A 24,147-nucleotide genomic window follows, 5' to 3' on the forward strand; every position below is an offset into this window, starting at 1 on the left:
ACCAGGTATCCACGCATGACCCTGCATTGCCCACCCGAACGCATCGAAGCGCAGATCGCCCAATGGCGCACCGAATCGCCCGAACCGATCTGCGCCTACCTCTACGACCTGCAGGCGCTGCAGCAGCACGTGCGCTGGATGCGCGAAGCCCTGCCCGACGGCTGCGAGCTGTACTACGCCGCCAAGGCCAACCCGGAGGCGCCGGTGCTGCAGACGGTGGCGCCGTGGGTGGACGGCTTCGAAGCGGCCTCCGGCGGCGAACTGCGCTGGCTGCACCAGCAGCAGGCGGGTCATCCCCTGCTGTTCGGCGGCCCCGGCAAGCTGGACAGCGAACTGGCCCTAGCGGCATCGCTGCCCTGCTGCACGCTGCATGTGGAAAGCCTGGGCGAACTGGCCCGCCTCGCGTCCATCGCCGAGCGCGGCGGCAGGCCGGTGCCGATCTTCCTGCGCATGAATATCGCCGTGCCCGGCGTCGGCGACACGCGCCTGATGATGGGCGGCAAGCCCACGCCGTTCGGCATGGACGAACAGGATCTGCCGCAGGCGGTGGCGATCCTGCGCGAGCATCCCGCGCTGCGGCTGGAAGGCTTCCATTTCCATCTGATGTCGCACCAGAAGGACGCGCTGATGCAGCTCGCCCTGGTGCGCGCCTATCTCGATATCGCGCAGCGCTGGAAAGCCGCCTACGGGCTCGATATCGGCACGGTCAATGCCGGCGGCGGCTTCGGCGTCGACTATGCCGAACCCTCGGCATCCTTCGACTGGCTGCGGTTCTGCACCGGCCTGCGCGAGGTGTTGCGCCAGCATGCGCATGGCCTGAAGCTGCGCTTCGAACCGGGCCGCTACGTCAGCGTTGCCTGCGGCTGGTACGCGATGGAAGTTATCGACATCAAGCGCAGCCACGGCGAGTACTTCGCCGTGGCGCGCGGCGGCACCCATCATTTCCGCACGCCGCCGGCGCAGGGCCACGACCATCCGTTCCGCATCCTGCGCGGCCAGCGCGCCGCGGCCATCGAGAACGAACGCGTCACCCTAGTCGGCCAGCTGTGCACGCCCAAGGACGTCCTGGCGCGTGCACAGCCGGTGGAGGCCCTGGCCATCGGCGATTGCCTGCTGTTTCCGCTGGCCGGCGCTTATGCCTGGAATATCTCGCACCAGAACTTCCTGATGCATCCGGCGCCGCGCATGGCGTTTCTCGAGGGACGGACGGCGCTGCACGCCGCCAACGCCGCCTGACGAAACGGACAAGGCGCTACGCCTTCGCCGGCGGGCCGAACCAGGTGGCGAGCGCATCGGCCAGTCCGCTGTCGCCACCGTCGCCGACCCAGGCCACGTAGCCGTCGGGACGGATCAGCACCGCGGAAGGCGCCTCGACGCGGCCCAGCACGGGGAGTTCCCATGGCCCTTCGCAGCTTGCATCGACGCGGCGCAGGCGATCGGCCCACGGCGCGATCGCCGCATCGAGCACCCCGTGCGCGCCGAGGTTGAGCAGCAGCGGACGCGCTTCGTGCAGCAGGCTGTAGACCCGCAACGGGCCGCCGGCGGTGAGCAGATCCAGGTCGGGCATGCGCCGCCCCAGCAGCGGATGCCCTTCGCCGAGGTCGTAGCGGATGCCCAGTCCGATCACCTCCGCCGCCATGCGCTTGCGCGGTTCGTCCATGGCGAGGAACTCGGTGAGGTATTCGTCCAGCGCCAGGCTGCGCTCGTCCCTGCGCTGCAGCGCGACGTGGGCCATGGTGTTGCGCAGTACGCGCGCGGCGACCGGGTGGCGTTCGGCCTGATAGGTATCGAGCAGGCTGTCCGGCGCGGTGCCCTTGATCACCTGCGCCAGCTTCCAGCCGAGATTGGCCGCATCCTGCACGCCCAGATTGAGCCCCTGCCCGCCCATCGGCGGATGCACGTGCGCGGCGTCGCCGGCCAGCAGCACGCGCCGCTCGCGATACGCTGCGGCCTGGCGGCTGAGATCGGTGAAGCGCGAAACCCAGCTGGCGTCGTGGATGCCGAAGTCGGTGCCGTACACGGTGGCCAGGGCCGCGCCGACTTCCTGCACCGTGGGATCGCCGGCCGAGCTCAGCCGCGCTTCGGTCAGCACGATGCGTGCGCGGCCGTCCTCGGCCTTGCCGATGGCGTGGGTGCCGATCGCATCGTGGCGGAAACCCCAGGCGGGCTCCTCGCGCATCGAGGCCTCGGCGATCAGCCAGCTCTTGGTGGCGTCCCAGCCGTCGAATGCGATGCCGGCCGTCTTGCGCACGATGCTGCGGCCGCCATCGCAACCGACCAGGTACGAAGCGCGCAGCGAGCCGCCACCGGCCAGCGCGACGCTGACGCCGCGCTCGTCCTGCGCGAAGCCCGCCACCTCGCGCTCGCGATGGAACGTCACCGGCAGCGCGGCGACCCAGCTCGCCATGATGCGCTCGATATGCTTCTGCCACAGCCCCAGCGTGTAGTTGTGCCGCGTGGGAAAGTCGCTGATATCCAGCGCCACGTGGAAATACGCATGCGGATGCGGTGTCCCTTCCGCGATGAACCAGTCGGCGATGCCGCGCTGGTCGAACACCTCCAGCGTGCGCGCATGCAGGCCGCCCGCGCGCGAACCGGGCACATCCTGGTTGGCGCGCTTCTCGACGATCGCCACGTCGATCCCCGCCAGGGCCAGTTCACCGGCCAGCATCAAACCCGTCGGACCACCGCCGACGATCACCACATCGTGCTCTGCCATCGCATCGCTCCCAAGGCTGTCGATACCGACAAGGCCGGCAATGCTGCGCCTGGCCCCCGGCCTTACGGCAAGCCGGGGGGTGCGCTATACTCTGGAAGCGGCGGGGAACAGCGATATTCCCCGCTTTTTTTATGCCTGCGCGCCGGCGGCGAACACCGCCACGCCGAACTCGTCGATGGTTCTCTGGCTCAGGTCGGTGTTGTTGAGCAGCACCAGGGTGGCCTGGCCGTCGAGCCGGTGCGCCAGCAGCGAGCGGTAGCCGTCGGTGCGCCCCGTCTCCCACGCAAATGCCCGTGCCGCGCCATCGGCCTGCACGTCCTTGACGCGGCCGCCCAGTGCATACGATTCCGCCGGCACCAGGATCGTGCTCAGCGCCTTGCGCGAAGCCTCGCTCAGCAGCGAACCGCCATAAACACCCTCGGCCGCGCGCACGAGATCGGCCGCCGTGCCGCAATAGCCGCCCGACGCCACCATGTACACCAGCTGCGGATTCATCTTGCGCACCGGCGGCTCGATCGTGGCGTAGCCGACGGCGACCTGGGCGCGCGCCGCGTCGGTGTAGCGCGGCAGCACGTGCTTGAGTCCCAGCGGCGCGAGCACGAGCGCATCGATGGCCTGCGCGAATTCCTGGCCGGTGACGTGTTCGACGATGCCCTTGACCAGGATCCAGTTGGTCAGGTCGTACGAGAACCGGCTGCCCGGCTCGAACGCCAGGTCGCCGGAACAGAACGCCTCGATCGCCTCGCCCGTGGTGTAGGGCTTGGTCCATATCGCCGGATCGGCCTTGACCCGCGGCGAAAACCCATTGGGAATGCCGCTGCAATTGGACAGCAGGTGCTTGAGCTTCACCTTGGCGCCGTTGTCGGCGCGGTAGCCGTCCAGGTAGTCGCCGATGGATCCGTCGAGCGCCAGCTTGCCTTGCTCGACCAGCCGCAAGACGGCCACCGAGACGAACCATTTGCTGATCGAGGCCAGGGGATAGAGCGTGTCGACCGTGGCGCGGCGCCCCGTTTCCACATCGGCCATGCCGAACGCTTCGGACAACACCACCCGCTGCCCGCGTACCAGATGGATGACGCCGTGAAAGCCGTTCGCCTTGACGAAATCGTCGACGACCGCCCTCACACTCTTGCCCGCGCCCTTGTCCGCCCCGGCTTCCGCCGCCAGCAGCGAAGGGGCCAGCCATGCGCCGGCGAGCGCGCCCGCCACGCCCTGTACGAAACGACGCCTGCTCGCCATGCCCCCACCTCCGCCTGGAGTGCGCGGCGCGCACTTGCCAGCCCCGACTTATCGGCGCAAGGCAGGCGAGGCGATAAGTGCCGGAAGTTGGCCCGCGTTGTTTACGGCTGGCGCCCGAAGCGGTACTGCGCGATCAGCCAGAGCTTGCGCTCGTCCACGCCATAGCCGCGCGCGCGGTAGTCGCCATACTGCATTTCCAGCGTCACGCCGCTGCCCACGTCGAACAGCACGCCGGCATCGAACTCGTTGCCCAGCGCCGGTCCGCCCAGCACCGGGGTGAAGTGGCGATAGACCACCTGCCAGCTCGCCTTGCGCGCGAGCGGCAGGCTGCCGAACGCGCCCGCGTAGCGGTCGCGCAATCCCGTCACCGGAATACGGAAGGCGCCCACCCAGCCATTGAACGCGCGCGCCGCGCCATAGGCCACGTTGAGCGGCGTGCGGCCATTGCCGTCCAGGCGCTCCTCGCCGGCCTTGAGCGAGAACGGCGCGTAGCCGTAGCTCACTTCGGCCAGGTGGTAGCCCAGGCTGAACTGCGCGGGGTTGTTGCCGTAGTCGTGCTGGCGGGCCACGTCGGCGATCCAGCCGAGGCTGGCGCCCTCGGGCCCGAGCTTGCGCGTACCGCTCCAGCGCAGGCCCAGCGTGCGCACCGAATTGACCGGCCGCGTGCTGTTGCGGATGAAATAGCCGTAGGCAGTGAGCTTGCCCAGCGGCAGTGCCTGATCCAGATGCAGCAGGTGCGCGCTGAGTTTCCAGCGGCGCTGCTGGCGGTCGGGGAAATCCTCGCCCACCGTGCGGTTGACCTGGTCCAGCCAGTGGTAGCGCAGTTCCGCGCCGTCCCACGCCTTCCAGGCCACGCCCACGCCGTCGAAGGACTGCGAGGTCTGCCGCCAGCCGTTGCTGCTGATGAAGCGGCCCCCGTCCATCACCACGTACTGGCGGCCGACGCGCACGCGCACGTCGTCGTTGCGGTATTCCAGCCAGGCATTGGTGAGGCCGGTCGATTTCGGATCGGCCTCGACGGGATACGGCAGGCGGCGGCCGGAGGTGTCGTCGTACTGGCGCCCGAACAGCGAGCGCACCGCGATGCCTTCGGCATACGCGCTCCAGCCGTTGCCCAGCGCCCAGCGATAGCCGAACTGCAGGCGCACCGTATTGGCATGCCCGCGCAGCGGCGCCGACTGCGAATACAGATTGCTGTAGCGATAGCGCAGGTCGACGAAGGCGGCGCTTGCGGGCGCTTCGCCCGCCGCCGCCGACATGGCCGCCATGGTCCCCGCCAGGCCCAGGCAGGAACGCCGCCACGCCCTGGTGAGCGTGCGCCCCAGGCTCGCCGCACCGTCCCCGCGCGTTGCGAAACTGGTCCCGGCATCGGCGAGGAAGGGTGATTGTCGATTTGCCACGGGCCGTCGATCCTCTTGTAGACAAAGGTGTAGCGCGCCTGCGCCTTGCCGTTCTTGCTCAGCCTGAAAGTATAGACGCCCATGTCCACTTCGGCGGCGCCGGCGGCAAGTCATTGCAGGCCTCGCCGCGGGCGCCGGCGGCCGGGCGAAACGCTAGAATGGTGCGTTGTCTCAAAGCCCCAAGAGATCGAATCGCGGCCACCCGGGCGAACGCTGTGTTCCCGATGCAGGCCTGTCGGTTTCGCGGGGCGCGCCCTATACAACCCATCAGGGCGCGTTGAGCACTCACATGATCGTCCCCATCTATACACGCGGCCTCTCCCAAGCCTCGAGATCCTCTCCATGTCCTCTTCCTGCGTGCACGCCGTTCCGCTCGACAAGACGCCCAGCGTGCGCACCACCGCGCAGTTGCCGCTCCATCTCGCCGACGGGCGCGAGGCGGCCGGCCTGATGTACAGCTTCCACGGCCTGTCCGACGGCAAGGAGCATTTCGCCCTGCGCCTGGGCGCCGGCACGGCCGACGCGCCGCTGGTGCGCCTGCATTCGGAATGCACCACCGGCGACGTGCTCGGCTCGGCGCGCTGCGATTGCGGCCCGCAGCTGCAGGAGTCGCTGACGCGGCTGCACGAGGAAGGCGGCTATCTGCTCTACATGCGCCAGGAAGGCCGCGGCATCGGCCTGTACGCCAAGCTCGACGCCTACCGCCTGCAGGAACAGGGCCACGACACCTACGCCGCCAACCGCGCGCTGGGCCATAGCGACGACGAGCGCGACTACACCGCCGCCGCCGAGATGCTCAAGGCACTGGGCCTTACCCGCATCACCCTGATCACCAACAACCCCGACAAGCGCGCGCAACTGGAAGCGCTGGGCATCGAAGTGGCAGCCGTGCGCCCCACCGGCGTGTTTTCCGGCCGGCACAACCTGCGCTATCTGGAAGCCAAGGTGCGCCACACCCGCCACACCCTGCTGCTGCCGGCCGCCACGGAAGAAGCGTGAGCGCGCTCGGCGGCACGCCGGGGCCATCCATGCAGGGTCCCATCACCGTTCTCGCCTACCCCACCGTCGCGCCGGACTGGCGCGAGCGTTTCCTGCAGGCCTTCGACGTGCTGGCGCGGCATACGCGGGCCGAACCGGGCTGCCTGGCGTTCCAGCTGCACGCGCATCCCACCGATGCGGGCAGGTTCGTGGTGCACGAAGTGTTCGCCGACAAGGCCGCGCTCGATGCGCACGCGGCGGCGCCGCATACGCGGGACTTCATCGACTTCATCCACATCACCGGCAGCACGCTGTCGTGCCAGCCGTGGTATCCGCTCGAACGGCCGGGCTGACTCGAAGCCTCAGCCCTCGGCCAGCTGCTGGCGCTCCAGCAGGATGTCCGCATCCAGCGTCATGCCCGGGATCAGCGGCTCGGTGCGGCCGTCGACGATCGAGCTCTGCTGGTCCAGCCACACCCTCACGCGAAAGCGCGGACCGTCCGTCGGACGCCCCAATAGCCGCGTGGCCCGGTGGGCCGAGATCGCCAGCAGCGAACGCGACAGCACGCGCCCGCTGTAGCGCCCGAAGCGCTGGTGCGGGAAGGCGCGGTAGCGGATGACCACCACGGCGCCCTTGCGCATGAAGTCCAGCGAGGGTTTGTCCACCCACAGTTCCGCCAACAGCCGCGAGGTGGAAACGGCAGGCACACCGGCCAGAGGCACATCCTGCAGGCACTCGCGCGGCAGCACGCTGGCCACCACGCCGGAGACCGGCGCGCGGACGATGCTGGCGCGCCGCATCGTGCTCTTCGGCACCGGCCTGGACGCGCCCTCCCATTCCAGCTGCCATTGCAGGCCGCTGCGCAGGATGTCGATGATCAATTGCGCCAGCCGGGCCAGCAGCTGAGTGCGCTGCTGCTGCAGCAGCTGGATGCGGTGCTGGCGCTTCTTGTGCTGCAGGCGCTCGAGCTGGTTGCGGCGCAGCTGCAGCCGCTTGAGCTGGTGGCGCTTGGCCGGTGGTCTTCTGGGTTGGAGCTGCTGCAAGTCCGTATCCTCAACCTGCGCGTTCCGTGGGGATCGTCCATGCGCTCAACGCGTCGACGCCGTGTCTGCCCGGCGCGGATGGCGCGTGGCCCCGCCGCCGGCGGTTCGATTCCGCGCCTCGCACCCTCGCCGCTGCGGTAACGACGGGTCATCCGGGCCGGTGCCGATTTTTCGCGCGGAGCATACGGGAACACACGGTCCGAAAGAGGACATTCGCCAGTCAAATAGGGCCAGTCTTATCAAACCGGGATGCAGTACCTGGGCCATCTGTGATGCGGATTCGCCTGTCACGACGCGCAGCACATGCCAGTTGCCATGCGCGGATGCCGATGACACCCGCGGCAAGGCTTTCCCACCGCCCCAAGCGGCGGAACTAACGGGACGGACCGCGCGGCGCTAGCGCGCGGACCAGAACGGAACCTCACTCCACCCGATCCACGTTCCACGGGTTCGCCGGCTGGCTGTCGTTCGCCACCCAGAATCGGCTCGCGTCGCTGATGGAGCCCTCCGCCCAGAACGTCCAACCGCCGCCTCCGTCATAGAACTCGGCCATGCGGAAGCCTTCGCCGAACTTGCCGGAACACAGGTTGTCCGCCACGGTCCGCGACGTCAGCGTGGCGCCTGCCACCGGCCCGGTCAGGCGGATCTCGCCCTGCGCCCATCCGCTGTATTTGTCCAAAGCGATCGACGACGGCGCCGCACGGCCATCCTGCCTCAGGCAAAGCACGGGCAGCGAGACATGCGGTCCGGTATCGCCGAAAAGCGGATTGGAATGTTCGTGGTCGTCGAAACCGACGTGCGAAAACGAGCCCTGGGCGTCCAGCAACGCCCAGGTCATGCCTTTGTGAGTGGCCGGCGGAGGCGTCGCCGCCATGGCCAGCCCCACGCCCATGCAAGCCGGCGCAATGACGAGTCCGCGCCAGCGTCGCATCGCCCCCCGCAGGGACGGCGCGTGCGCTCGAAGCACCCTGCTGGCGCGAAGGTTGAAAACATGGCGGACTACCTGCTTGCGGATGCTCATGATCGCTCTCCCACGGATTGGACCGACTGCCACGGCAACTCCATGCCCACCGCCCTCGGCACGGCGCACCCATCACGCCGGCACCGGCGCCTCCATGGGAGAAAAAGATAGACCCCTCGCCCGGTGCGCAATGCCCGCCGCTGCGCAGCTACGGCCTGATCGGCGCTTCGCGGACAAGCTCCAGTCATTTCCATACCGCCCGCAAAAAAAAGGTGCCATGCCGCAAGCATCCCGATGCTCGCGCCATGGCACCCCGACAAACGATGGAACTAGTACATCCGCTCCCGGATCAGTTCCACGGATTCGCCGGCTGGTCGTTGATCGCCACCCAGAACCGGCTGGCGCCGCTGATCACGCCCTGCGCCCACCAGGTCCAGCCGCCGCCGCCGTCATGGAACTCGCCCATGCGGAAACCGCTGCCGAAGGTGGAAGCGCACAGGTTGTCGGCCACCGCGCGCGAGGTGAGCGACAGGCCCTGCACCGGCGCGGTAAGGCGGATCTCGCCCTTCGCCCAGCCGTTGTTGTACGGATCGAAGGTCATCCCGGACGGCGCGGCGCGGCCGTCCTGGCGCAGGCACAGCACCGGCAGCGCGGTGGCCGGATTGGTGTCGCCCTGGTACGGGTTGCTGGTGGAGTCGATGCCCACGTGCGAGTACGAGCCGTTGGTGCCCAGCAGCTTCCAGGTCAGGCCCAGGTGCACGTGCGCGTTGTTCACCGTCACCGTGCGCTGCGTAGCCTTGCCCAGGTTGCGGCCGTGCGCGTCGCTCAGCGCCGTCACGCGCAGCAGCGGCGAGCCCGTCGCAGCCCAGGTGTGCGAGGCATTGACGCCGGTGGCGGCCGGACCGCTCACCGCCGACGCGGCGCTGCCGTCGCCCCAGTCCACCGAGAAGTTGACGTTGTCGGCATACGGCCAGCACGAGCGCATCTTCGCCGTATAGGTCTGCGCCGCGCCAGCCGGCACCGTGGCCGGACCGACCGCCATCGGCGTGACCGCGCGCGAACCGGCGCCGCCCAGCAGGTCCCAGAACTGCACGTGCCAGCGCGGCGAGGTGTAGATGTCCTTGCGCCATTCCTTGGTGATGAAGGTATCGGCCTGGCCGGTCACCTTCAGCTGCCAATCGAGGTCGAAGGTCAGCGCGTCGACGGTTTCGAACGTGCCGTCGCCGTCCGCATCGCCGCAGTTGTTGCCGTAGAAACCCCACAGGTCGCCCATGATGTACGGGCGGATGCCGACCTGCGCGTAGGCGAAGCTGTCGCTGTACAGGTAACCGCGGAACGCCACCTGCGCATACAGCGAAGGCTGGAAGCGTCCGGAAACGCTGGCCGTCACCGGCTGCGTGCCCAGGTCCGTGGTATCCAGCGACTGGCTGCCCGTGCAACCCGAACTGGTGCAGTTGTAGTCGAAGTAGCCGGACACCATCCTGCGTCCGCTGTAGGTCACCGAGCCGGTCACCGTCGCGGTGATGCCCTTCTTGTCGAAGCCCGCGGTGATCGGCAGGTTGAAGCCGATATGCACCGGGATCGGGCCGGCCATGAAGTTGATCGAGAACAGGAACGGCTTGGCGATCTGCCACTCCCAGGCCTTGGGGTTGGCATAGGTGATGGAACCGCTCACCGTCGCGCCCTGGTCGATCTTGGCCGTGCCGTTCACCCGCGCGTAGCGGAACTTCACGCCGTACGGCACGCACACGAACCAGATGCCGGTGCGCTTGAGCGTGATCTGGATTTCGCCGGTGGCGTTGACGTTGGCGGTGCCGGACAAGGTCACGTTGCCGGTGAAGCCGCTGTTGGCATCGCCCAGGTTGTAGTTGCTGTTGATCGGCGAGCCCCAGTTGAAGGCCTTGTTCTTGGTGATGTCCTTGTCGCCGCAACCGAGGATGCCCATGCGGCTGACATTGCCCGACGCCATCATCGAGGCGGAATCCGCCTGCGCCGACAGATCGATCAGCCGCTGGGTGGGACTGCCCTGCATGGCCGACAGCGCCACTTCGTCGGCAATCGTCTTGCTCACCGAATAGCTCACCGCTTCGCCCGCGGGCGTGGCGGCGATATCGGCGGCGATCGCATCTTTGAGCTGCTGCGGCAGGGGCGAGGCATTCAAGCCGGCCGCTCCGTCCACCTGGTAGAACTGCTCGTTGAAGGCGGCGCCGGTGTCGTCCAGCGTGCCGGCCGTCTGCACCAGCTTCCAGCCCGCGCCGGTCTGCACGGTCTGCTGGTTGAAGTTGGGATCCTGCGGATCCACCGGCGGCGGATCGCCCGCCGAGTTCCACGGATTCGCCGGCTGGTCGTTGATGGCCACCCAGAAGCGCGTGTCGGTGGGCAGCTGCCCCGTGCCCCAGTACGACCAGCCGCCGCCGCCGTCGTGGAATTCCGCCATGCGCCAGCCGGCGCCGAGCTGGCTGGCGCAGATGCCGTCGGCCTGCGCTTGCGAGGTGAGCGCGCTGCCGGTGATCGGCGCGCTGAGCTGCAGCGCACCCTGCACCCAGCCGTTGCTGTAGTCGAAGCTGATGCCGCCCGGCGCCGCGCGGCCGTCCTTGTACAGGCACAGGATCGGCAGCATCTGGTCGACCGTGGTGTCGCCCTGGTAGGCATTGGTGATGTCGTCGCGGCCGACATGCACGTAGGCGCCTTGCTGTTCCAGCACGCGCCAGGTCAGGCCGTGGCGGATCGCCGCCGAGGCAGGTTCGGCCATTGCCAGGCCCAGCAGGGTCAGGCAGGCCGGCGCGACGGCGAGCCTGCGCCACCATCGCGGCGTTCGAGGACCGTGTCGAGCTACACCTTCATGCGTACCCTTACATGTACTCATGCAACTCTCCTTGTGTGTGGTGATGCGTTGTGGCTCGGGTGATGACGAACGGCGAAGCCCGGCCCCGGGCGCAGCTTCCTGCGGCGGGCGCAGGCGCACCCGCGCGGGCGCACGTGCACGTGCCGCGATGGACATGCGACGAAGAACCATGCGCGAACGCGCACGGCTTCAGGGCCGAAGGCGCAGCAGGCCTACAGCAGCAGATGCGTGGTGCGCTTCATGACTCCCCCTGTCCGTGGAAACCCACGACATTGCGTACGTGGGCCGCAGGAATGTGCGCTTGGGGTTGTGACGAAGGCGTCTAGGCGCTTCGGAGTCAAGTGTGGGGTGGATCGCAATTCGAAACGGCGGCGCTGGCTGTTATCCAGGCGCATATTTTCGCCAGGCCAATACCGCTTCCGGAAACCTCGCCGCCATGTCGACGCCCACGGCTTCGCAGGCATCGAGGATGTAGGCCAATGAGCGCGCGGATTGTCCCGTCGACAGCTCCTCCGGCACGTTGAACGTTTCGTACTCGATGGCTTCGAGCAGTTTCAGCGACAGGCCGTAAAGCCGGTCCGACTGCGCGTCGAACATCTGCCTGACCCAGTCGTGCAAGCCATGCAGCGGGCAGGCCTCGCGTTCGGCCACGTCGCGCAGGCGCGCCGTCACTTGCGGCTCGACGCCGCGCAACCATTCCGTGTACCCCGCCGCCTGGTCCGGCACGGCGAGCGGCGCGGGCGAGCGCTCCGGCGCATGCCGCAGCAGGATGTCGCGCTCGACCGCCCGCGCCTGCGCCACGCGCTCCACTTCCAGCAGCAGGCCGCGCTCCAGGTCGAAGTAATCGAAGAAACGCGGGTGCAGCGTGCGCAAGCGCAGCAGCGGTTCGCGCGAGAAGCCGATCTTCAGCAGGTCCTGGTCGCGGCACGGCAGCATATAGACGTAGCTGCGGCCGCGGCCCAATGTGCGAGGCTGGATGAACTCTTCCATCCCCGCAGCATGCGCCAGTTGACAAGCGATGGCGAAGCGCCGCACATGCTATACAGGGCCGCCGCCTCGAACCGGAGCAGACCATGCGTGCCATTGCCGCCCTTCCCGCGCTGTTGCTTCCCGTGCTTCTGCTGGCGAGCGTGCCGGCCCGATCCGCGCAGAAGGATGACGTCCAGCAGATCCTCCAGGCCGAACGCGACATCTGTGCAGCCTTCGAGCGCGAGGACGCGAACTGGCTGGAGCAGCATCTGGACCCGACCTTCACCCTCACCAGCTCCACCGGCAAGGTCACCACGCGTGCCGACGAGGTCGCCGACCTGCGCGGCGGCACGAAGTACGACGTGTTCCGCAACCGCGATTCGAAGGTGCGCGTGTATGGCGATGCAGCGGTGGTCACCGGCATCACCCGCGTGGAAGGCAAGAGCGACGGCAAGCCTTATACGCTGGATTTCCAGTTCACCGACACCTATGTGCGCAAGCCCGCGGGCTGGGTGATCGTGGCCAGCCATGCGTCGCGGTTGCCGCCGCCGAAGTAGCGGGCGGAAGCGAAACCGGCCGCGCACGGCCTCGCCGGCTAACGCTCGAAGAGCTTCCACTGTCCTTCGGAGACCAGCTCGACGGCACCATCCACCACCTTGATGGCGGTGTCGTCATCGAGCGCATACCCCGGCACCGGCAACCGCGCGGCCCATTTCACGGCATCGGCCATGGTGTTGTCCGGGCACATGGGGTTGTCCAGGTGCGGGAAGATCGAGAAGCCGACCAGGCCCAGCGCGCTGTCGCCGCCGGCGGGCGGCTTCCAGCCGATGAACTCCTCGCCGACCTGCGGCGCCACCACCATGCTGCCGGCGCTCAGCCCCACGTAGACCGTCCGGCCCAGCGAAGGCAACAGCTCCGCCAGGCCGGACTCGCGCATCCAGTGGTGCAGATACAGCGCATCGCCGCCGCACACGAGCAAGGCATCGGTTTCCCGCACCAGCGGAACCCAGTTGTCCTTGTCGATGCTCGGCAGCGCGGTCAACTCGAGCATGCCGACGGATTTCCATCCCAGCTCGACCATCGGCGTGGGCGTCTGCCCGGCGATCTGTCGCCAGGTCATCACCGCGGTGCGCGGCAGCATGCCGTACATCGCGGTGGGGATGCACAGCGCAGTGGACTCGGCGATGGGCTTGCCCAGCAGGTCCTCGAGCGCTTGGCGGATACTCGGGTTGCTGACGCCGCCGGAGGTGAGCAGAAGCTTCATCGCCATTACTTCCAGTTATTTCCCACCCAGGCGCGCACCGTCTGCCAGTCGGCGGAGTGCTCGATGTAGTGCTGTGTCGCGCGGACCAGCTCGCCTACGTTCGCATAGTCGTCCAGCGCGAACGGCTGGTCCAGCGGCACATTGGCACGCATATAGTTGCCGCCCAGCATCTGGCCGGCCTGCACGGCCGCCAGCTCGGCGGTGGCGTCCATGGTGAGGTTGAGCAGCGCGGTGGCCGGCACCGTGCCGTCGCTGAAGGGCCACAGCCAATGGGTGACGCCCCAGTCCAGCGGATCGGAGACGGCGTTCATCGGCACGCCCACCGGGTTGGCGCCGGTGCCCAGCGACAGCATGACGATATCCGACGTGCTGCTGGCGAAGCCCTGGTAGACCGCCTCGACGATCGCCGCCATCGACGGGTTGTTGGCAAAGGTGCCACCGTCGGCGAAGTAGCCGAAGTCGCCCACCGCATACGGCGGGAAATAGGTCGGCGCGGCCGAGGTGGCGAGCGCGGCGTCCACCATGCTGATGTTGCGGAATGCGTTGTTCTTGCCGTTGGAGATGGTGCACGGCATCCAGCTGCTGGCGCTGGCGTCCCACAACTGCGCCGAGTTGACGGCCACGAAGCGGCTGGCCGACGACAGCGGGCCGGTGCCCACCAGCTTCTTGGCCACCGACTGCAAGCCGGTGTTGACGTACTGGCAGCTGAAGATGCCCGGGCCGCTGCCCAGCAGGTCTTCCGTGGCCTGCGCAGGCGCCTTGTCGCGCTGCCTGGCCTGCGCATCGAGCAGCCAGCCATTGGGCGTGAAGATGGTGGAGCCGTCGTGCTTGTAGAGGTCGACGATGCGGCCGATATCCACGTTGTTCACCAGCCCCAGCGAGATCAGCCCGCCGGTCGAGGTGCCGGCGAAGCCGTCGGCGTTCTTGATGATGCCGAAGCTCTTGTCCAGGTCCTGGATCAGCAGCGCCGTGATCACGCCGCGGATGCCGCCGCCGTCGCAGCAGAGAATCTTGAATGACATGGTGTTGCCCCCTGTGGTTGACGTCCGTGTTCGCGACCTTGCGCTCACGAAACCTTCGCAATCTGCGCTTGGGTTTGTGATGGGTATGTCTACGCCGGCCGTCATTCCGGCGTAGGCCGGAATGACGGTGGTGAGAGGGTGCCGCTTGACTTGAAAGCCATGCCAGGGATTCATGCAGCTCGCCCACCCGCCGGAGCCCGCCATGTTCGACCTGCCCACCCTCGGCACCTTCATCGCCGTCGTGCTCGGCCTGTTCCTGATCCCCGGCCCCGCCGTGCTGCTGGTGGTGAGCCGCACCCTCCAGGGCGGCCGCAAGACCGGCGTGCTTACCGGCCTTGGCATTGCGGCAGGCGACTTCGGCCACACGCTGTTCGCCTCCGTAGGTCTGTCGGCGGTGCTGATGACCTCGGCGCTGGCATTCAATGCGGTGAAATACGTCGGCGCCGCGTATCTGATCTACCTCGGCATCCGCGCCTTCCTGGCCAGGCCCGGCAGCCCTTCCCTGCCCGCCGTGGCGCCGATCGCGCCGGCCAAGGCTTTCCTGCAGGCGATTGCGGCCGAACTGCTCAATCCGAAGACCGCGCTGTTCTTCCTCGCCTTCATGCCGCAGTTCGTGCATCCCGAGCGCGGCTCCACCTTCCTGCAGTTCGCCGTGCTCGGCCTGATCTTCGTGGTGCTCAGCTCGCTCTATACGAGCTTGCTGGCGCTGTCGATCAAGCCGCTGGGCCGGCTGCTCGGCCGCCTTTCGTGGCTGGCGCGCTGGCAGGGCAAGATCGTCGGCGCCGTCTTCATTTCGCTCGGCCTGCGCGTGGCGACGCAGCAACGTTGAGGGCCGGCTCGCCCGCGGCGGCGCCGTTCCAGCCGCCACCCAGGGCACGGAACACCGACACCGCCGCGCGCGCCTCGTCCGCATGGATGCGCGCGAGGCTGTCGCGGGCTTCCAGCAGCTGGCGGTCCTCGTCCAGCACTTCGATCAGGCTGACCGCGCCGCCGGTGTAGGCATCCTTGGCCGCATCGCGTGCGCGCACGTGCGCGTCGACCTCGCTGTCGAGCACGCCATGGCGCGCTTCCAGCTGCACCAGGTTGACGATGGCGTCTTCGACATCCTCGGTCGCGCGCAGCATGGAGCCGCGGTACACGGCCATCGCCTCCGCATTGGCGCCCTTGGCCCCGCTCACTTCCGCATCCACGCGGCCGAAGTCGAACAAGCGCCAGTGCAGGCCCAGCGCGCCGCTGGATTGCACGGCCGAACCGGTAAACAGTTTTCCCGGCGCGATCGAACTCACACCCAGCAGCGCCGACAGCGAGAACGACGGGTAGTACTGCGCCACGGCCGCGCCGATCCGCGCATTGCTCGCCGCCAGGTGGCGCTCCGCCGCGATCACGTCCGGCCGGCGGCGCAGCAGCGAAGCGGGACCTTCGGCGGTATCGATCGACGGAATGGCGAACGGCGCATGCCCGGGCCGGATCTCTTCCGCATACGTGCCCGGCGCCGCACCCATCAGCACGTCCAGCCGGTTCAGCTGCGTCTCCAGCTCGATCTTCAGCGGCGGCACCGTAGCCTGCGCCTGCAGCAGCAGCGCCTCGGCCTGCGCGGTTTCGCGCGCGGTGCCCAGGCCATGCTGCTGGCGCAGGCGCACCAGATCGAGCAGGCCCTGCTCGTTGCGGATCTGATCTTCGGCGATGGCGATGCGCGCCTGCGCGCCGCGCACGCGGAAATAGGCATCCGCCGCTTCGGCCGCCAGCGACACGCGCACGCCGGCATGGCTGGCTTCGGCCGCCTGGTATTCCGCATCCGCCGCTTCCGATTCGCGGCGCAGGCCGCCGGCCAGATCCAGCTCCCAGCTCGCGCCCGCGCCGGCTTCTTCCAGCGTGTGATTGCGTTCGTAACCCGGCAAGGCACTGGCCACCCTGCCCAGCGGGCTCAGTTCCGACTGCCGCACGCGCGCGGCGCTGCCGTCGAGCGAGCCTTGCGGCAGGCGCTCGGCCTGGGCCTGGCGTGCGGCGGCGCGCGCCTGTTCCACGCGTGCCGCGGAGGCGGCCAGGTCGAGGTTCTGCGCCAGCACGCGCTCCACGATGCGCACCAGTTGCGCATCGCCGAAGCCGGTCCACCAGGTGTCCAGCGCCGGCGGCGCGGCCTTGGCCGGCGCCATCAGATCGCCGGTTTCATGGAACGCGCCGGCGGCGGGCAGCGCGGGTTTCACATAGTCGGGGCCGACGGTGCAACCGGCCAGGCCAAGAACGAGCAGGGAGGAAAGCAGCTTAGTGCGCATCGGCGGAGGGTCCGGTGGGAGGCTGCACCTTGCGCATCAACGGGACCATCACCGTCGCCACGGCAAAGCACAGCATGATGCAGAAGAAGGCGTCGGCGTAAGTCAGCGTCTGCGCCTCGCGGAAGGTCAGTTGCCACAGTTGTTTCAGGGCGACGCTGGACGCTTCGGTAGCGCCGGCCAGGTCGCTCCAGGTGCTGTTCATCGCTTCGTTGGCCGGCGTCAGGTGCTCGGCCAGGCGGAAGAAATGCAGGTTGGTGCGGTCGTTGAGAATGGTGGCGCAGGCGGCGATGCCCATCGCGCCGCCCAGGTTGCGCATCAGGTTGAACAGGCCCGACGCGTGCTTCAGCCGCGCCGGCGCCAGGCCGCCCAGGGTCAAGGTCACCGTCGGCGGCACCGCCATCTGCTGGCCGATGCCGCGCAGCGCCTGCGGCAGCAGCAGTTCGGTGCTGCTCCAGTCGTGCGTGATCGGCATGAACTCGATCATCGAAGCGGTGAACAGGGCCAGGCCGAACATCAGCAGCCAGCGCAGGTCCACGCGGTTGGCAAGAAACGCGTACACCGGAATGCTGAGGATCTGGAACACACCGGTGGAGAACACCGCCTTGCCGATCTGGAACGCGCTGTAGCCTTCCACCCGTCCCAGGAACAGCGGCGTCAGGTAGATGGTGGCGAACAGGCCGATGCCGGTGACGAAGGAAAAGAAACAGCCCAGCGCGAAGTTGCGGTCCTTCAGCGCGCGCAGATCCACCACCGGATGCTCCGCGGTCAAGCCGCGCCATACGAACAGCACGCCGGCGACCAGGCTCACCCACGCGGTGGTGCGGATGGTGCCGTCTTCCAGCCAGTTCCAGCGCGGGCCTTCTTCCAGCGTGTATTCGAGGCAGCCGAGGAAGACGGCGATCAGCGTGATGCCGGCCCAGTCGCCCGACTTCAGCAGGGACAGGTCCGGCTCGTCGATCTTCACCAGCAAAGGCACGGCGATGGCGACGAACACACCGGGCACCAGGTTGATGAAGAACAGCCAGTGCCAGGAATAGTGGTCGGTGATCCAGCCGCCCAGGGTCGGCCCCAGCGTCGGCGCCAGCGAGGCGATGGCGCCGATGGTGGCGGCGGCGATCACGCGCCGCTTGCCTTCGAAGAACACGAACGCGGTGGTGAACACGGTGGGGATCATCGAGCCGCCGAGAAAACCCTGCGCGGCGCGGAACACGATCATGCTCTGGATATCCCAGGCCGCGCCGCACAGCAGGCTGGTGAGGGTGAAGCCGGCCGCCGAGGCGGCGAACAGCCAGCGCGTGGAGAACACGCGCGACAGCCAGCCCGAGAGCGGAATCACCACGATCTCGGCGATCAGGTAGGCGGTCTGGATCCACGCCACGTCGTCCGCGCCCGCCGACAGTCCGCCGCCGATATCGCGCAGCGAGGCCGACACGATCTGGATATCCAGCAGCGCGATGAACATCCCCAGGCACATGCTGGCGAAGGCGAATACCTTCTGCCCCGGGCTGAGGTGGGCGACCGGGCTCATGGCGCCTTGGTATCGATGCGTGCCGTGACCGACAGGCCGGGGCGCAGCACGCCCAGGTCGCCGTCCGTGCCGTTGAGTTCGACGCGCACCGGCACGCGCTGCACGATCTTGGTGAAGTTGCCGGTGGCGTTTTCCGGCGGCAGCACGCTGAACTGCGCACCCGTGGCCGGCGCCAGGCTGGCGACATGGCCCTGGAACACACGGCCGGGCATCACGTCTGCGCGCACTTCCACCGCCTGGCCCACGCGCATGCGCTTGAGCTGGTCCTCCTTGAAGTTGGCGTCCACCCACAGGCCGTGTGCCGGCACCACCGCCAGCAGTTGGCTGCCCGCGGCAGCATAGGTGCCGACGCGGGCGCGGCGGTTGCCGACCACGCCGTCCACCGGCGCGCGCAATTCGGTGTAGCCGAGATTGAGCCGCGCCAGTTCGGCTTCGGCCCTGGCCTGCAGCAGCGCGGCTTCGACCTGGCGCTTCTGCGAGTCGATCACCTCCAGCTGCCGCTGCGCCGCCTGCACCGCGGCGACGGCGCGCTGCGTGGCGGCGGCGGCGGTGGCGAAGGTGGCTTCGGCGCGCTGCGCGCTTTCCACCGAAACGGCGGCGCGGCCGGCCAGTTCGCGGTAGCGCGCGTCGTCCAGCTTCGAGCGCTTCGCTTCGGCATTCGCGGCGGACAGCGCGGCCTGTGCCTGCGCGATCACGCTCTCCTGCAGATGCTTCTGCGCATCGAGGTTGCCCAGCGCGGCCTGCTGCGCGGCGACCGCGGCTTCCGCCCTGGCCACCGCGGCGCGGTAGTCGCGGTCGTCGATCTTCACCAGCAGCTCGCCCTTGTGCACGGCCTGGTTGTCGGTCACCGCCACCGCCTGCACATAGCCCGGCACCTTGGCGCCGATCGCGGTGGTGTCGCCGCCGACATAGGCGTCGTCGGTGTCTTCGACAAAGCGGCCGGCGGTCCACCAGTGGATGCCGTAGAAGGCCAGGCCGGCCGCGACCACGGCGCCGGCCAGGGGCTTGAGGATGTTCAGGCGGGGCCGGGCGGCCACCTGCTCGGGAATAGCGGACATCGGAAGGAATCTCCACAACGCCGGCGGGTAGCCGGCGAGTGGCGCTAGTTGTAAGCCGAAGCGGTTTCGGCTTAAATGTCGCTGATGCCACCTTTTATGCCGTGCGGGAGGTCCGCCATGCAGCGCATCGGTTTCGTGCTTTTCCCCGGCTTCCAGATCATGACCCTGGCCGCGGCCTCGGTCTTCGAGTTCGCCAACCTCACCGTGCAGCGGACCAATTACGAGATCCATCTGCTGTCCGAACGCGGCGGCCCGGTGCGCAACACGCTCGGCATGGACGTGCAGACCGAGGCCATCGGCGCGCACGCCTTCGACACCTTGCTGATCGGCGGCGGCGTGGGCCTGCCCGCGCCGTCCGCGCCGCTGATCGAAGCGATCCGCGCCGCGCCGCAGACCACCCGCCGCGTCGCCGCCATCTGCACCGGCGCCTTCCTGCTGGCGCAGGCCGGCCTGCTCGACGGCCGCCGCGCTACCACGCACTGGGCCTTCGCGCGGCAGCTCAAGCTGCGCCATCCCAAGGTCAACGTGGAAGAGGACCGCATCTTCATCATCGACGGCGATATCTGGACCTCCGCCGGCATGACGGCGGGCATCGACCTTGCGCTGGCGATGGTGGAGAAAGACCTCGGCGTGGAAGTCGCGCGCAAGGTCGCGCAGAAACTTGTGGTCTATCACCGCCGCGCCGGCGGCCAGTCGCAGTTCTCCGCGCTGCTGGAGCTGGAGCCGAAATCCGACCGCATCCAGAACGCGCTCACCTATGCCAAGAGCCATCTGGGCTCGACGCTTTCCGTGGAAGAACTGGCCGCCGCCGCCAGCTTGAGCCCGCGCCAGTTCAGCCGCGCCTTCACCGCGGAGACCGGCCAGTCGCCGGCCAAGGCGGTGGAGCACCTGCGCGTGGAAGCGGCGCGGCTGATGATGGAGCAGACGCGCCATCCGATCGAAGTGATCGCGCGCGAAGTGGGCTTCGCCGATCGCGAACGCATGCGCCGCGCCTTCCTGCGCGCATTCGGGCAATCGCCGCAGGCGATGCGGCGGCATGTGGCCGGACAGGAAGGCGAAAGCATGGACGGCGAGGCAACGCAGGCAGCCTGAGCGCGGCCGCCGGCGCAAGGTGACCAACGGCGGTTTAAACAGCGGACGGGGCTGGCGCATCCTAGCCGTACTTCCGAATGGACGCCGCCCGTGGACCTCAAGCGCTACCCCGTCGCCCTGTACCTCGCTCTCGTCGTCCTGCTCAGCACGCCCTACTACGTCCTGCTCGCCCGCAGCGGCTCGATGGACATGGGCCGCGGCTTCGTCGTCCATTCGCTGATGTGGGCGCCCGGCATCGCTGGCCTGCTGTCCGCGTGGCTGCGCCATCGCTCGGTGGCGATGCTCGGCCTGGGCTGGGGTCGCACGCGCTATGTCGCGGCCGGCTATGTGCTGCCGATCCTCTACAGCCTGCTCGCCTATGTCCCGCTATGGCTCAGCGGCCTCGCACCGGCGGCTTTCGGCGAGTTCGCGCGCGACTGCGCCACGCGACTGCACTGGCAGAACGCCGGCCTGCTCGCCCCCGCCCTGCTGCAGATCTTCCTCACGCTTACCTTCGGCGCGATCCAGAGCGCGGCGTCCGCCGCGGGCGAGGAAATCGGCTGGCGCGGCTACCTGGTGCCCGCGCTGCGCGAGAAATACGGCATGGGCGCGACCGTGCTGCTCAGCGGCCTGATCTGGGCGGCCTGGCATATGCCAGTGATCTTCTTCGCCGACTACCACAGCGCCGCGCCGCAAGCCTACGCCGTGGCCTGCTTCACCCTGATGGTGCTGATCACCGGCGGCATCGCCGCCTGGCTGCGCCTGCGTTCCGGTTCGGTGTGGCCGGCCATCGCGCTGCACGCGGTGCACAACGCCTTCATCCAATGGCTGCTCGATCCGATGACCGACGCCAGCGGCAACGGCGCCTGGTACGCCGGGGAATTCGGCGTGGCGCTGGTGATCGCCGCGGGCATCGTCGCGGCGTCGCTGTTCACACGCTCGCCGCGCCCTGCATCCCCATCCTTCCCTGACCTACTCACGCCCTGAGGTGCATATCACCTCACCCTGATCTTTAAGGCTTCACCGAACTTTTGAGCCTTTGCGTGTGAGGCACGACAAACCTTACGCCCCTCCCGGCCCCTAACCCTGCCCTCTCCCCGGAGGGGAGAGGGGTGAAGTGGTGAGGCAGGCAGGAACGAAGAACAAAAGCTGGCGCCAGTCCTTGAACATCCTCTCGGCCACGGCACGTTGAAGCAGCCGCTACGTAAACGCACTGTGGTTTCGTGTAGACCCAGGTTAATCAAGTTACCGCAGCCGCCCACCGCTCCTTCTAGTCGCGTCGCGAGCCTTGGCTCTTAGGCCATTCTCTCTTTGGTTACTTTCTCTTTGGGCCAGCAAAGAGAAAGTGACTCGGGCGCCGGCAGGCGTCCGAAATGCCCGCTGCATAAGCGGCCAAGTCACGACAACTGCACCTAGTCGCCACCGAATCCCGGCCTACGCCGCAATAACAAGCCTCAACGTCAATGAAGATGCCCCAACTTATCCGGATTGCGCATCACATAGATCGCCGCCACGCGCCCCCCCTCCACCAACAAAGCCGTCGTCTGCAACTCCCCATCCGCCTCCAGCGTCACAAACCCCGGCAACCCATTGACAAACCCCAACCGCACCAACCGCGAAGGCCGCTCATGCAGAAACGCGGCGACGCGCTCATAGATCGCCAGCACCGCCGTGCACCCAAGCGCCGGCTCCACGAACGCGGGACGCTTCCCGCCCCCATCCGCATAGGCGCGCACATCCTCGGTCAGCAAGGCGCCGAGCGCCCGCACATCGCCACTGCGCGTGGCCTGGAAGAACGCCTCCGCCAGTTCCAGCGCGCGCTGGCGCTCCACCTTGAAGCGAGGCCTCGCCTCGCGCACATGCACGCGCGCCCGCGTGGCCAGCTGGCGGCATGCAGCGGCGTCGCGCTGGATCGCATTAGAGATCTCCGTGAACTCCAGGCCGAACACGTCGTGCAGCAGGAAGGCCGCGCGCTCCAGCGGCGACAGGCGCTCCAGCGCCAGCATCAGCGGCATGGTGACGTCTTCCACAGCGTCTTCTTCAACGACGGGATCGGGCAGCCACGGCCCGATATAGGTCTCGCGCTGGCGGTGCGCGGACTTGAGCAGGTCCAGGCTCAGGCGCGTGACGGTGCGGCAGAGGTAGGCCTCCGGTTCGCGCACCTCCTCGCGGTCGGCCTTCATCCAGCGGATGAAGGCCTCCTGCACCACGTCTTCCGCGTCCGGCACCGAGCCAAGCATGTGATAGGCCACGCGCAGCAGCTTCGGGCGCAGAGGCTCGAAGCTGCCGGAGGCCGGTGGCGCCTCGTCCGTCACGCGGCAGCCGCCGCGCGTGCGGATGCCTTGACCTCGGCCGCCTCGGCGAACACGCCGAAGCCGACCGCGAGGCGGTTCCAGCCGCCGATGATGTTGATCGTCACGCTGAGCTTCACCTGTTCCTCGTCGGTGAAGTGTTCCTTCAAGGCCTGGTAGGCAGCCTCGTGGTCGGCGCCTTCGGACAGCCGCGCCAGCGCCTCGGCCCAGCCCAGCGCCGCGCGTTCGCGCCCGGTATAGCAAGGCGCATCGCGCCAGGTGGAGAGCAGGAACAGGCGCTGCTCGCTCTCGCCCTGCTCGCGCGCTTCGGCCAGATGCAGGTTGAGGCAGTGCGCGCAGCCGTTGATCTGCGAGACGCGGATCTGCACGAGCTCGGACAGGCCGGGTTCCAGCCCGGCGGACGCGGCCAGCGCGATCATGGCCTTCTGGTATTCCTTCAGCAGCACCGGCGCCGCGGTGACGAGGTTGAGCCTGGGAGTCTTGCTGGACATGGGCGGGTTCTCCTGTGTTGGTCCCGATGCAAGGACGAGACAGGAACCGCCGGCGTGACATGCGGCCGCTAGCGGGTGGTCCGCTTCTTCGCTGCCTTGGCGGCTACCGGTTTGGCCGGCTTGGCCTTGCGCGTGCGTGCGGCGCCCTGCTTCGCCGCCACCTTCTGCGCCGGCGTGGCCTTCCTGGCTGCCGCAACCCTTGTCGCGGGCACGGCCTGGAGCTTTACGCCCAGCGCGCCGAGCAGCCTGGTCACGGTGGCGAAACCCGGACGCGCGCCGGGCTTGATGGTCTTGTAGAGACTTTCGCGGCCGAGGCCGCTGTCCTGGGACACGCGGGTCATGCTGCGCGCCTTGACCACGTCGGCGACCGCCAGCAGGAACACGTTGGGGTCGCCGTCTTCGAGGGCGTCCTGGAGATAGGCCGCGATCACCTCTTCGCTGTCGAGATAGTCGGCGGCATCGAATTCTTTGACCTTGGTGTTCATTGCACTGTCTCCCGCTTTCCTTTGATGGCTGCCCACAAGGCCTTGGATCGCTCGATGTCCGCCGGCTGGGAGGCCTTGTCGCCGCCGTTGAGCAGCAGATAGACCGTCTTGCCGGCCCTGGCGAAGTAGACCCGGTAGCCCGGACCCGCATCGATGCGCAGCTCGCCAATGCCGCCGAAGTACTTCACGTCGCCCAAATGCCCGAGCCTTGCCCTGGTGATGCGGCCGAGGATCCTGGCGCGGCCGGACAGATCCTTGAGCCCGGCGATCCATTGAGCGAACACTTCCGTCTGCTTGATTTCATTCATGAGCAATGTATCCGATAGGATACGAAAACGCAAGACTGTGGATGGAACGGGACGTGGCCGAAGCCAGCGCCGCGGCGTGCAGCGATTCATGCCAAGCCTGCGGCAAGGATAGGCAAAGCCACGGCAGGAATGGTCTGAATCTGCGTGCGCTCCGTAGCGTGAACCCGCTTTGTATCGGAAT

23 protein-coding genes are annotated in these 24,147 nt (G+C 68.0%); 7 read left to right on the forward strand and 16 right to left on the reverse strand.

The window, feature by feature from the left end; all coding sequences use genetic code 11:
* The first annotated feature begins 15 nt into the window (after window positions 1–15).
* A complete protein-coding gene (locus ISN75_RS11925; protein WP_343820265.1) occupies window positions 16–1,236 on the forward strand; it encodes a type III PLP-dependent enzyme in 1,221 nt (406 codons plus the stop codon).
* 16 nt (window positions 1,237–1,252) lie between these two features.
* Here ISN75_RS11925 and ISN75_RS11930 read toward each other — a convergent pair whose 3' ends face one another.
* The 3 genes from ISN75_RS11930 to ISN75_RS11940 all read right to left on the reverse strand — a co-directional run bounded on the left by ISN75_RS11930 (window position 1,253) and on the right by ISN75_RS11940 (window position 5,226).
* Window positions 1,253–2,719 carry an FAD-dependent monooxygenase gene (locus tag ISN75_RS11930; RefSeq protein WP_343820266.1) on the reverse strand — a complete coding sequence of 489 codons (1,467 nt, stop codon included), beginning with the start codon at window positions 2,717–2,719 and terminating at the stop codon, window positions 1,253–1,255.
* Window positions 2,720–2,848: 129 nt separating this feature from the next.
* Window positions 2,849–3,958 (reverse strand): serine hydrolase domain-containing protein, encoded by a 1,110-nt coding sequence (locus ISN75_RS11935; RefSeq protein ID WP_343820268.1) that lies wholly within the window; start codon window positions 3,956–3,958, stop codon window positions 2,849–2,851.
* Window positions 3,959–4,059: 101 nt separating this feature from the next.
* Window positions 4,060–5,226: an alginate export family protein gene (locus tag ISN75_RS11940; protein ID WP_343820269.1), complete on the reverse strand. Its 1,167-nt coding sequence runs from the start codon at window positions 5,224–5,226 to the stop codon at window positions 4,060–4,062.
* Window positions 5,227–5,700: 474 nt separating this feature from the next.
* Between ISN75_RS11940 and ISN75_RS11945 the strand changes: the two genes are divergently transcribed.
* Window positions 5,701–6,357 carry a GTP cyclohydrolase II gene (locus ISN75_RS11945; protein WP_343820271.1) on the forward strand — a complete coding sequence of 219 codons (657 nt, stop codon included), beginning with the start codon at window positions 5,701–5,703 and terminating at the stop codon, window positions 6,355–6,357.
* A complete protein-coding gene (locus tag ISN75_RS11950) occupies window positions 6,354–6,689 on the forward strand; it encodes a putative quinol monooxygenase (protein WP_343820273.1) in 336 nt (111 codons plus the stop codon). The genes ISN75_RS11945 and ISN75_RS11950 overlap by 4 nt, the downstream gene beginning before the upstream one ends.
* A 9-nt stretch (window positions 6,690–6,698) precedes the next feature.
* Here ISN75_RS11950 and ISN75_RS11955 read toward each other — a convergent pair whose 3' ends face one another.
* The 4 genes from ISN75_RS11955 to ISN75_RS11970 all read right to left on the reverse strand — a co-directional run bounded on the left by ISN75_RS11955 (window position 6,699) and on the right by ISN75_RS11970 (window position 12,175).
* On the reverse strand, window positions 6,699–7,379 hold the full coding sequence (locus tag ISN75_RS11955; protein ID WP_167256233.1) for a hypothetical protein: 681 nt from the start codon (window positions 7,377–7,379) through the stop codon (window positions 6,699–6,701).
* A gap of 421 nt (window positions 7,380–7,800) precedes the next feature.
* A complete protein-coding gene (locus ISN75_RS11960; protein ID WP_343820274.1) occupies window positions 7,801–8,400 on the reverse strand; it encodes a hypothetical protein in 600 nt (199 codons plus the stop codon).
* A gap of 289 nt (window positions 8,401–8,689) precedes the next feature.
* Window positions 8,690–11,092, reverse strand: a complete 2,403-nt coding sequence (locus tag ISN75_RS11965) for a hypothetical protein (protein ID WP_343820276.1) — start codon at window positions 11,090–11,092, stop codon at window positions 8,690–8,692.
* 474 nt (window positions 11,093–11,566) lie between these two features.
* Window positions 11,567–12,175, reverse strand: coding sequence for a hypothetical protein (locus ISN75_RS11970; protein WP_343820277.1), 609 nt, complete (start codon window positions 12,173–12,175; stop codon window positions 11,567–11,569).
* 83 nt (window positions 12,176–12,258) lie between these two features.
* Here ISN75_RS11970 and ISN75_RS11975 point away from each other — a divergent pair, with 83 nt between their 5' ends.
* A complete protein-coding gene (locus tag ISN75_RS11975) occupies window positions 12,259–12,711 on the forward strand; it encodes a nuclear transport factor 2 family protein (RefSeq protein ID WP_343820279.1) in 453 nt (150 codons plus the stop codon).
* A 38-nt stretch (window positions 12,712–12,749) separates the two neighbouring features.
* On the opposite strand, the gene ISN75_RS11980 is transcribed toward ISN75_RS11975, so the two are convergent.
* Together ISN75_RS11980 and ISN75_RS11985 are read right to left on the reverse strand one after the other, a co-directional pair.
* The gene (locus ISN75_RS11980) at window positions 12,750–13,418 is read right to left on the reverse strand and encodes a Type 1 glutamine amidotransferase-like domain-containing protein (RefSeq protein WP_167256243.1); all 669 of its coding nucleotides are present in this window, start codon (window positions 13,416–13,418) and stop codon (window positions 12,750–12,752) included.
* Between the two features lie 5 nt (window positions 13,419–13,423).
* Entirely contained in the window at window positions 13,424–14,440 is a 1,017-nt protein-coding gene (locus ISN75_RS11985; protein WP_343820280.1) for a patatin-like phospholipase family protein, read from the reverse strand.
* A gap of 202 nt (window positions 14,441–14,642) precedes the next feature.
* On the opposite strand from ISN75_RS11985, the gene ISN75_RS11990 reads away from it, so the two are divergent.
* Window positions 14,643–15,269, forward strand: coding sequence for a LysE family translocator (locus ISN75_RS11990; RefSeq protein WP_343820282.1), 627 nt, complete (start codon window positions 14,643–14,645; stop codon window positions 15,267–15,269).
* Here ISN75_RS11990 and ISN75_RS11995 read toward each other — a convergent pair.
* From ISN75_RS11995 to ISN75_RS12005, 3 genes are read right to left on the reverse strand one after another with little or no spacing between them, the layout of a single operon-like run.
* Entirely contained in the window at window positions 15,229–16,713 is a 1,485-nt protein-coding gene (locus ISN75_RS11995) for an efflux transporter outer membrane subunit (protein WP_343820283.1), read from the reverse strand. The genes ISN75_RS11990 and ISN75_RS11995 overlap by 41 nt on opposite strands.
* Window positions 16,703–18,241 carry a DHA2 family efflux MFS transporter permease subunit gene (locus tag ISN75_RS12000; protein WP_343820285.1) on the reverse strand — a complete coding sequence of 513 codons (1,539 nt, stop codon included), beginning with the start codon at window positions 18,239–18,241 and terminating at the stop codon, window positions 16,703–16,705. The genes ISN75_RS11995 and ISN75_RS12000 overlap by 11 nt, the downstream gene beginning before the upstream one ends.
* Entirely contained in the window at window positions 18,238–19,299 is a 1,062-nt protein-coding gene (locus ISN75_RS12005; RefSeq protein WP_167256251.1) for an HlyD family secretion protein, read from the reverse strand. The genes ISN75_RS12000 and ISN75_RS12005 overlap by 4 nt, the downstream gene beginning before the upstream one ends.
* 117 nt (window positions 19,300–19,416) lie before the next feature.
* Between ISN75_RS12005 and ISN75_RS12010 the strand changes: the two genes are divergently transcribed.
* Both ISN75_RS12010 and ISN75_RS12015 read left to right on the forward strand, forming a co-directional pair.
* Complete coding sequence (locus ISN75_RS12010; RefSeq protein WP_167256253.1) at window positions 19,417–20,391, forward strand: GlxA family transcriptional regulator; 975 nt, start codon at window positions 19,417–19,419, stop codon at window positions 20,389–20,391.
* Window positions 20,392–20,481: 90 nt separating this feature from the next.
* A complete protein-coding gene (locus tag ISN75_RS12015; RefSeq protein WP_343820287.1) occupies window positions 20,482–21,357 on the forward strand; it encodes a CPBP family intramembrane glutamic endopeptidase in 876 nt (291 codons plus the stop codon).
* 473 nt (window positions 21,358–21,830) lie between these two features.
* Here the strand turns inward: ISN75_RS12015 and ISN75_RS12020 are convergent, their stop codons facing one another.
* The 4 genes from ISN75_RS12020 to ISN75_RS12035 all read right to left on the reverse strand — a co-directional run bounded on the left by ISN75_RS12020 (window position 21,831) and on the right by ISN75_RS12035 (window position 23,966).
* Window positions 21,831–22,685, reverse strand: coding sequence for a sigma-70 family RNA polymerase sigma factor (locus tag ISN75_RS12020; RefSeq protein WP_423385058.1), 855 nt, complete (start codon window positions 22,683–22,685; stop codon window positions 21,831–21,833).
* Entirely contained in the window at window positions 22,682–23,173 is a 492-nt protein-coding gene (locus ISN75_RS12025) for a carboxymuconolactone decarboxylase family protein (RefSeq protein ID WP_167256257.1), read from the reverse strand. Before ISN75_RS12025 ends, ISN75_RS12020 begins: the two co-directional genes overlap by 4 nt.
* Before the next feature lie 68 nt (window positions 23,174–23,241).
* Entirely contained in the window at window positions 23,242–23,658 is a 417-nt protein-coding gene (locus tag ISN75_RS12030) for an addiction module antidote protein (protein WP_343820289.1), read from the reverse strand.
* Window positions 23,655–23,966 carry a type II toxin-antitoxin system RelE/ParE family toxin gene (locus ISN75_RS12035; protein ID WP_343820291.1) on the reverse strand — a complete coding sequence of 104 codons (312 nt, stop codon included), beginning with the start codon at window positions 23,964–23,966 and terminating at the stop codon, window positions 23,655–23,657. Before ISN75_RS12035 ends, ISN75_RS12030 begins: the two co-directional genes overlap by 4 nt.
* Window positions 23,967–24,147 lie beyond the last annotated feature (181 nt).

The organism is Dyella marensis, from assembly GCF_049532885.1.
In the GTDB taxonomy this organism is placed as follows: Bacteria; Pseudomonadota; Gammaproteobacteria; order Xanthomonadales; family Rhodanobacteraceae; genus Dyella_D; species Dyella_D marensis.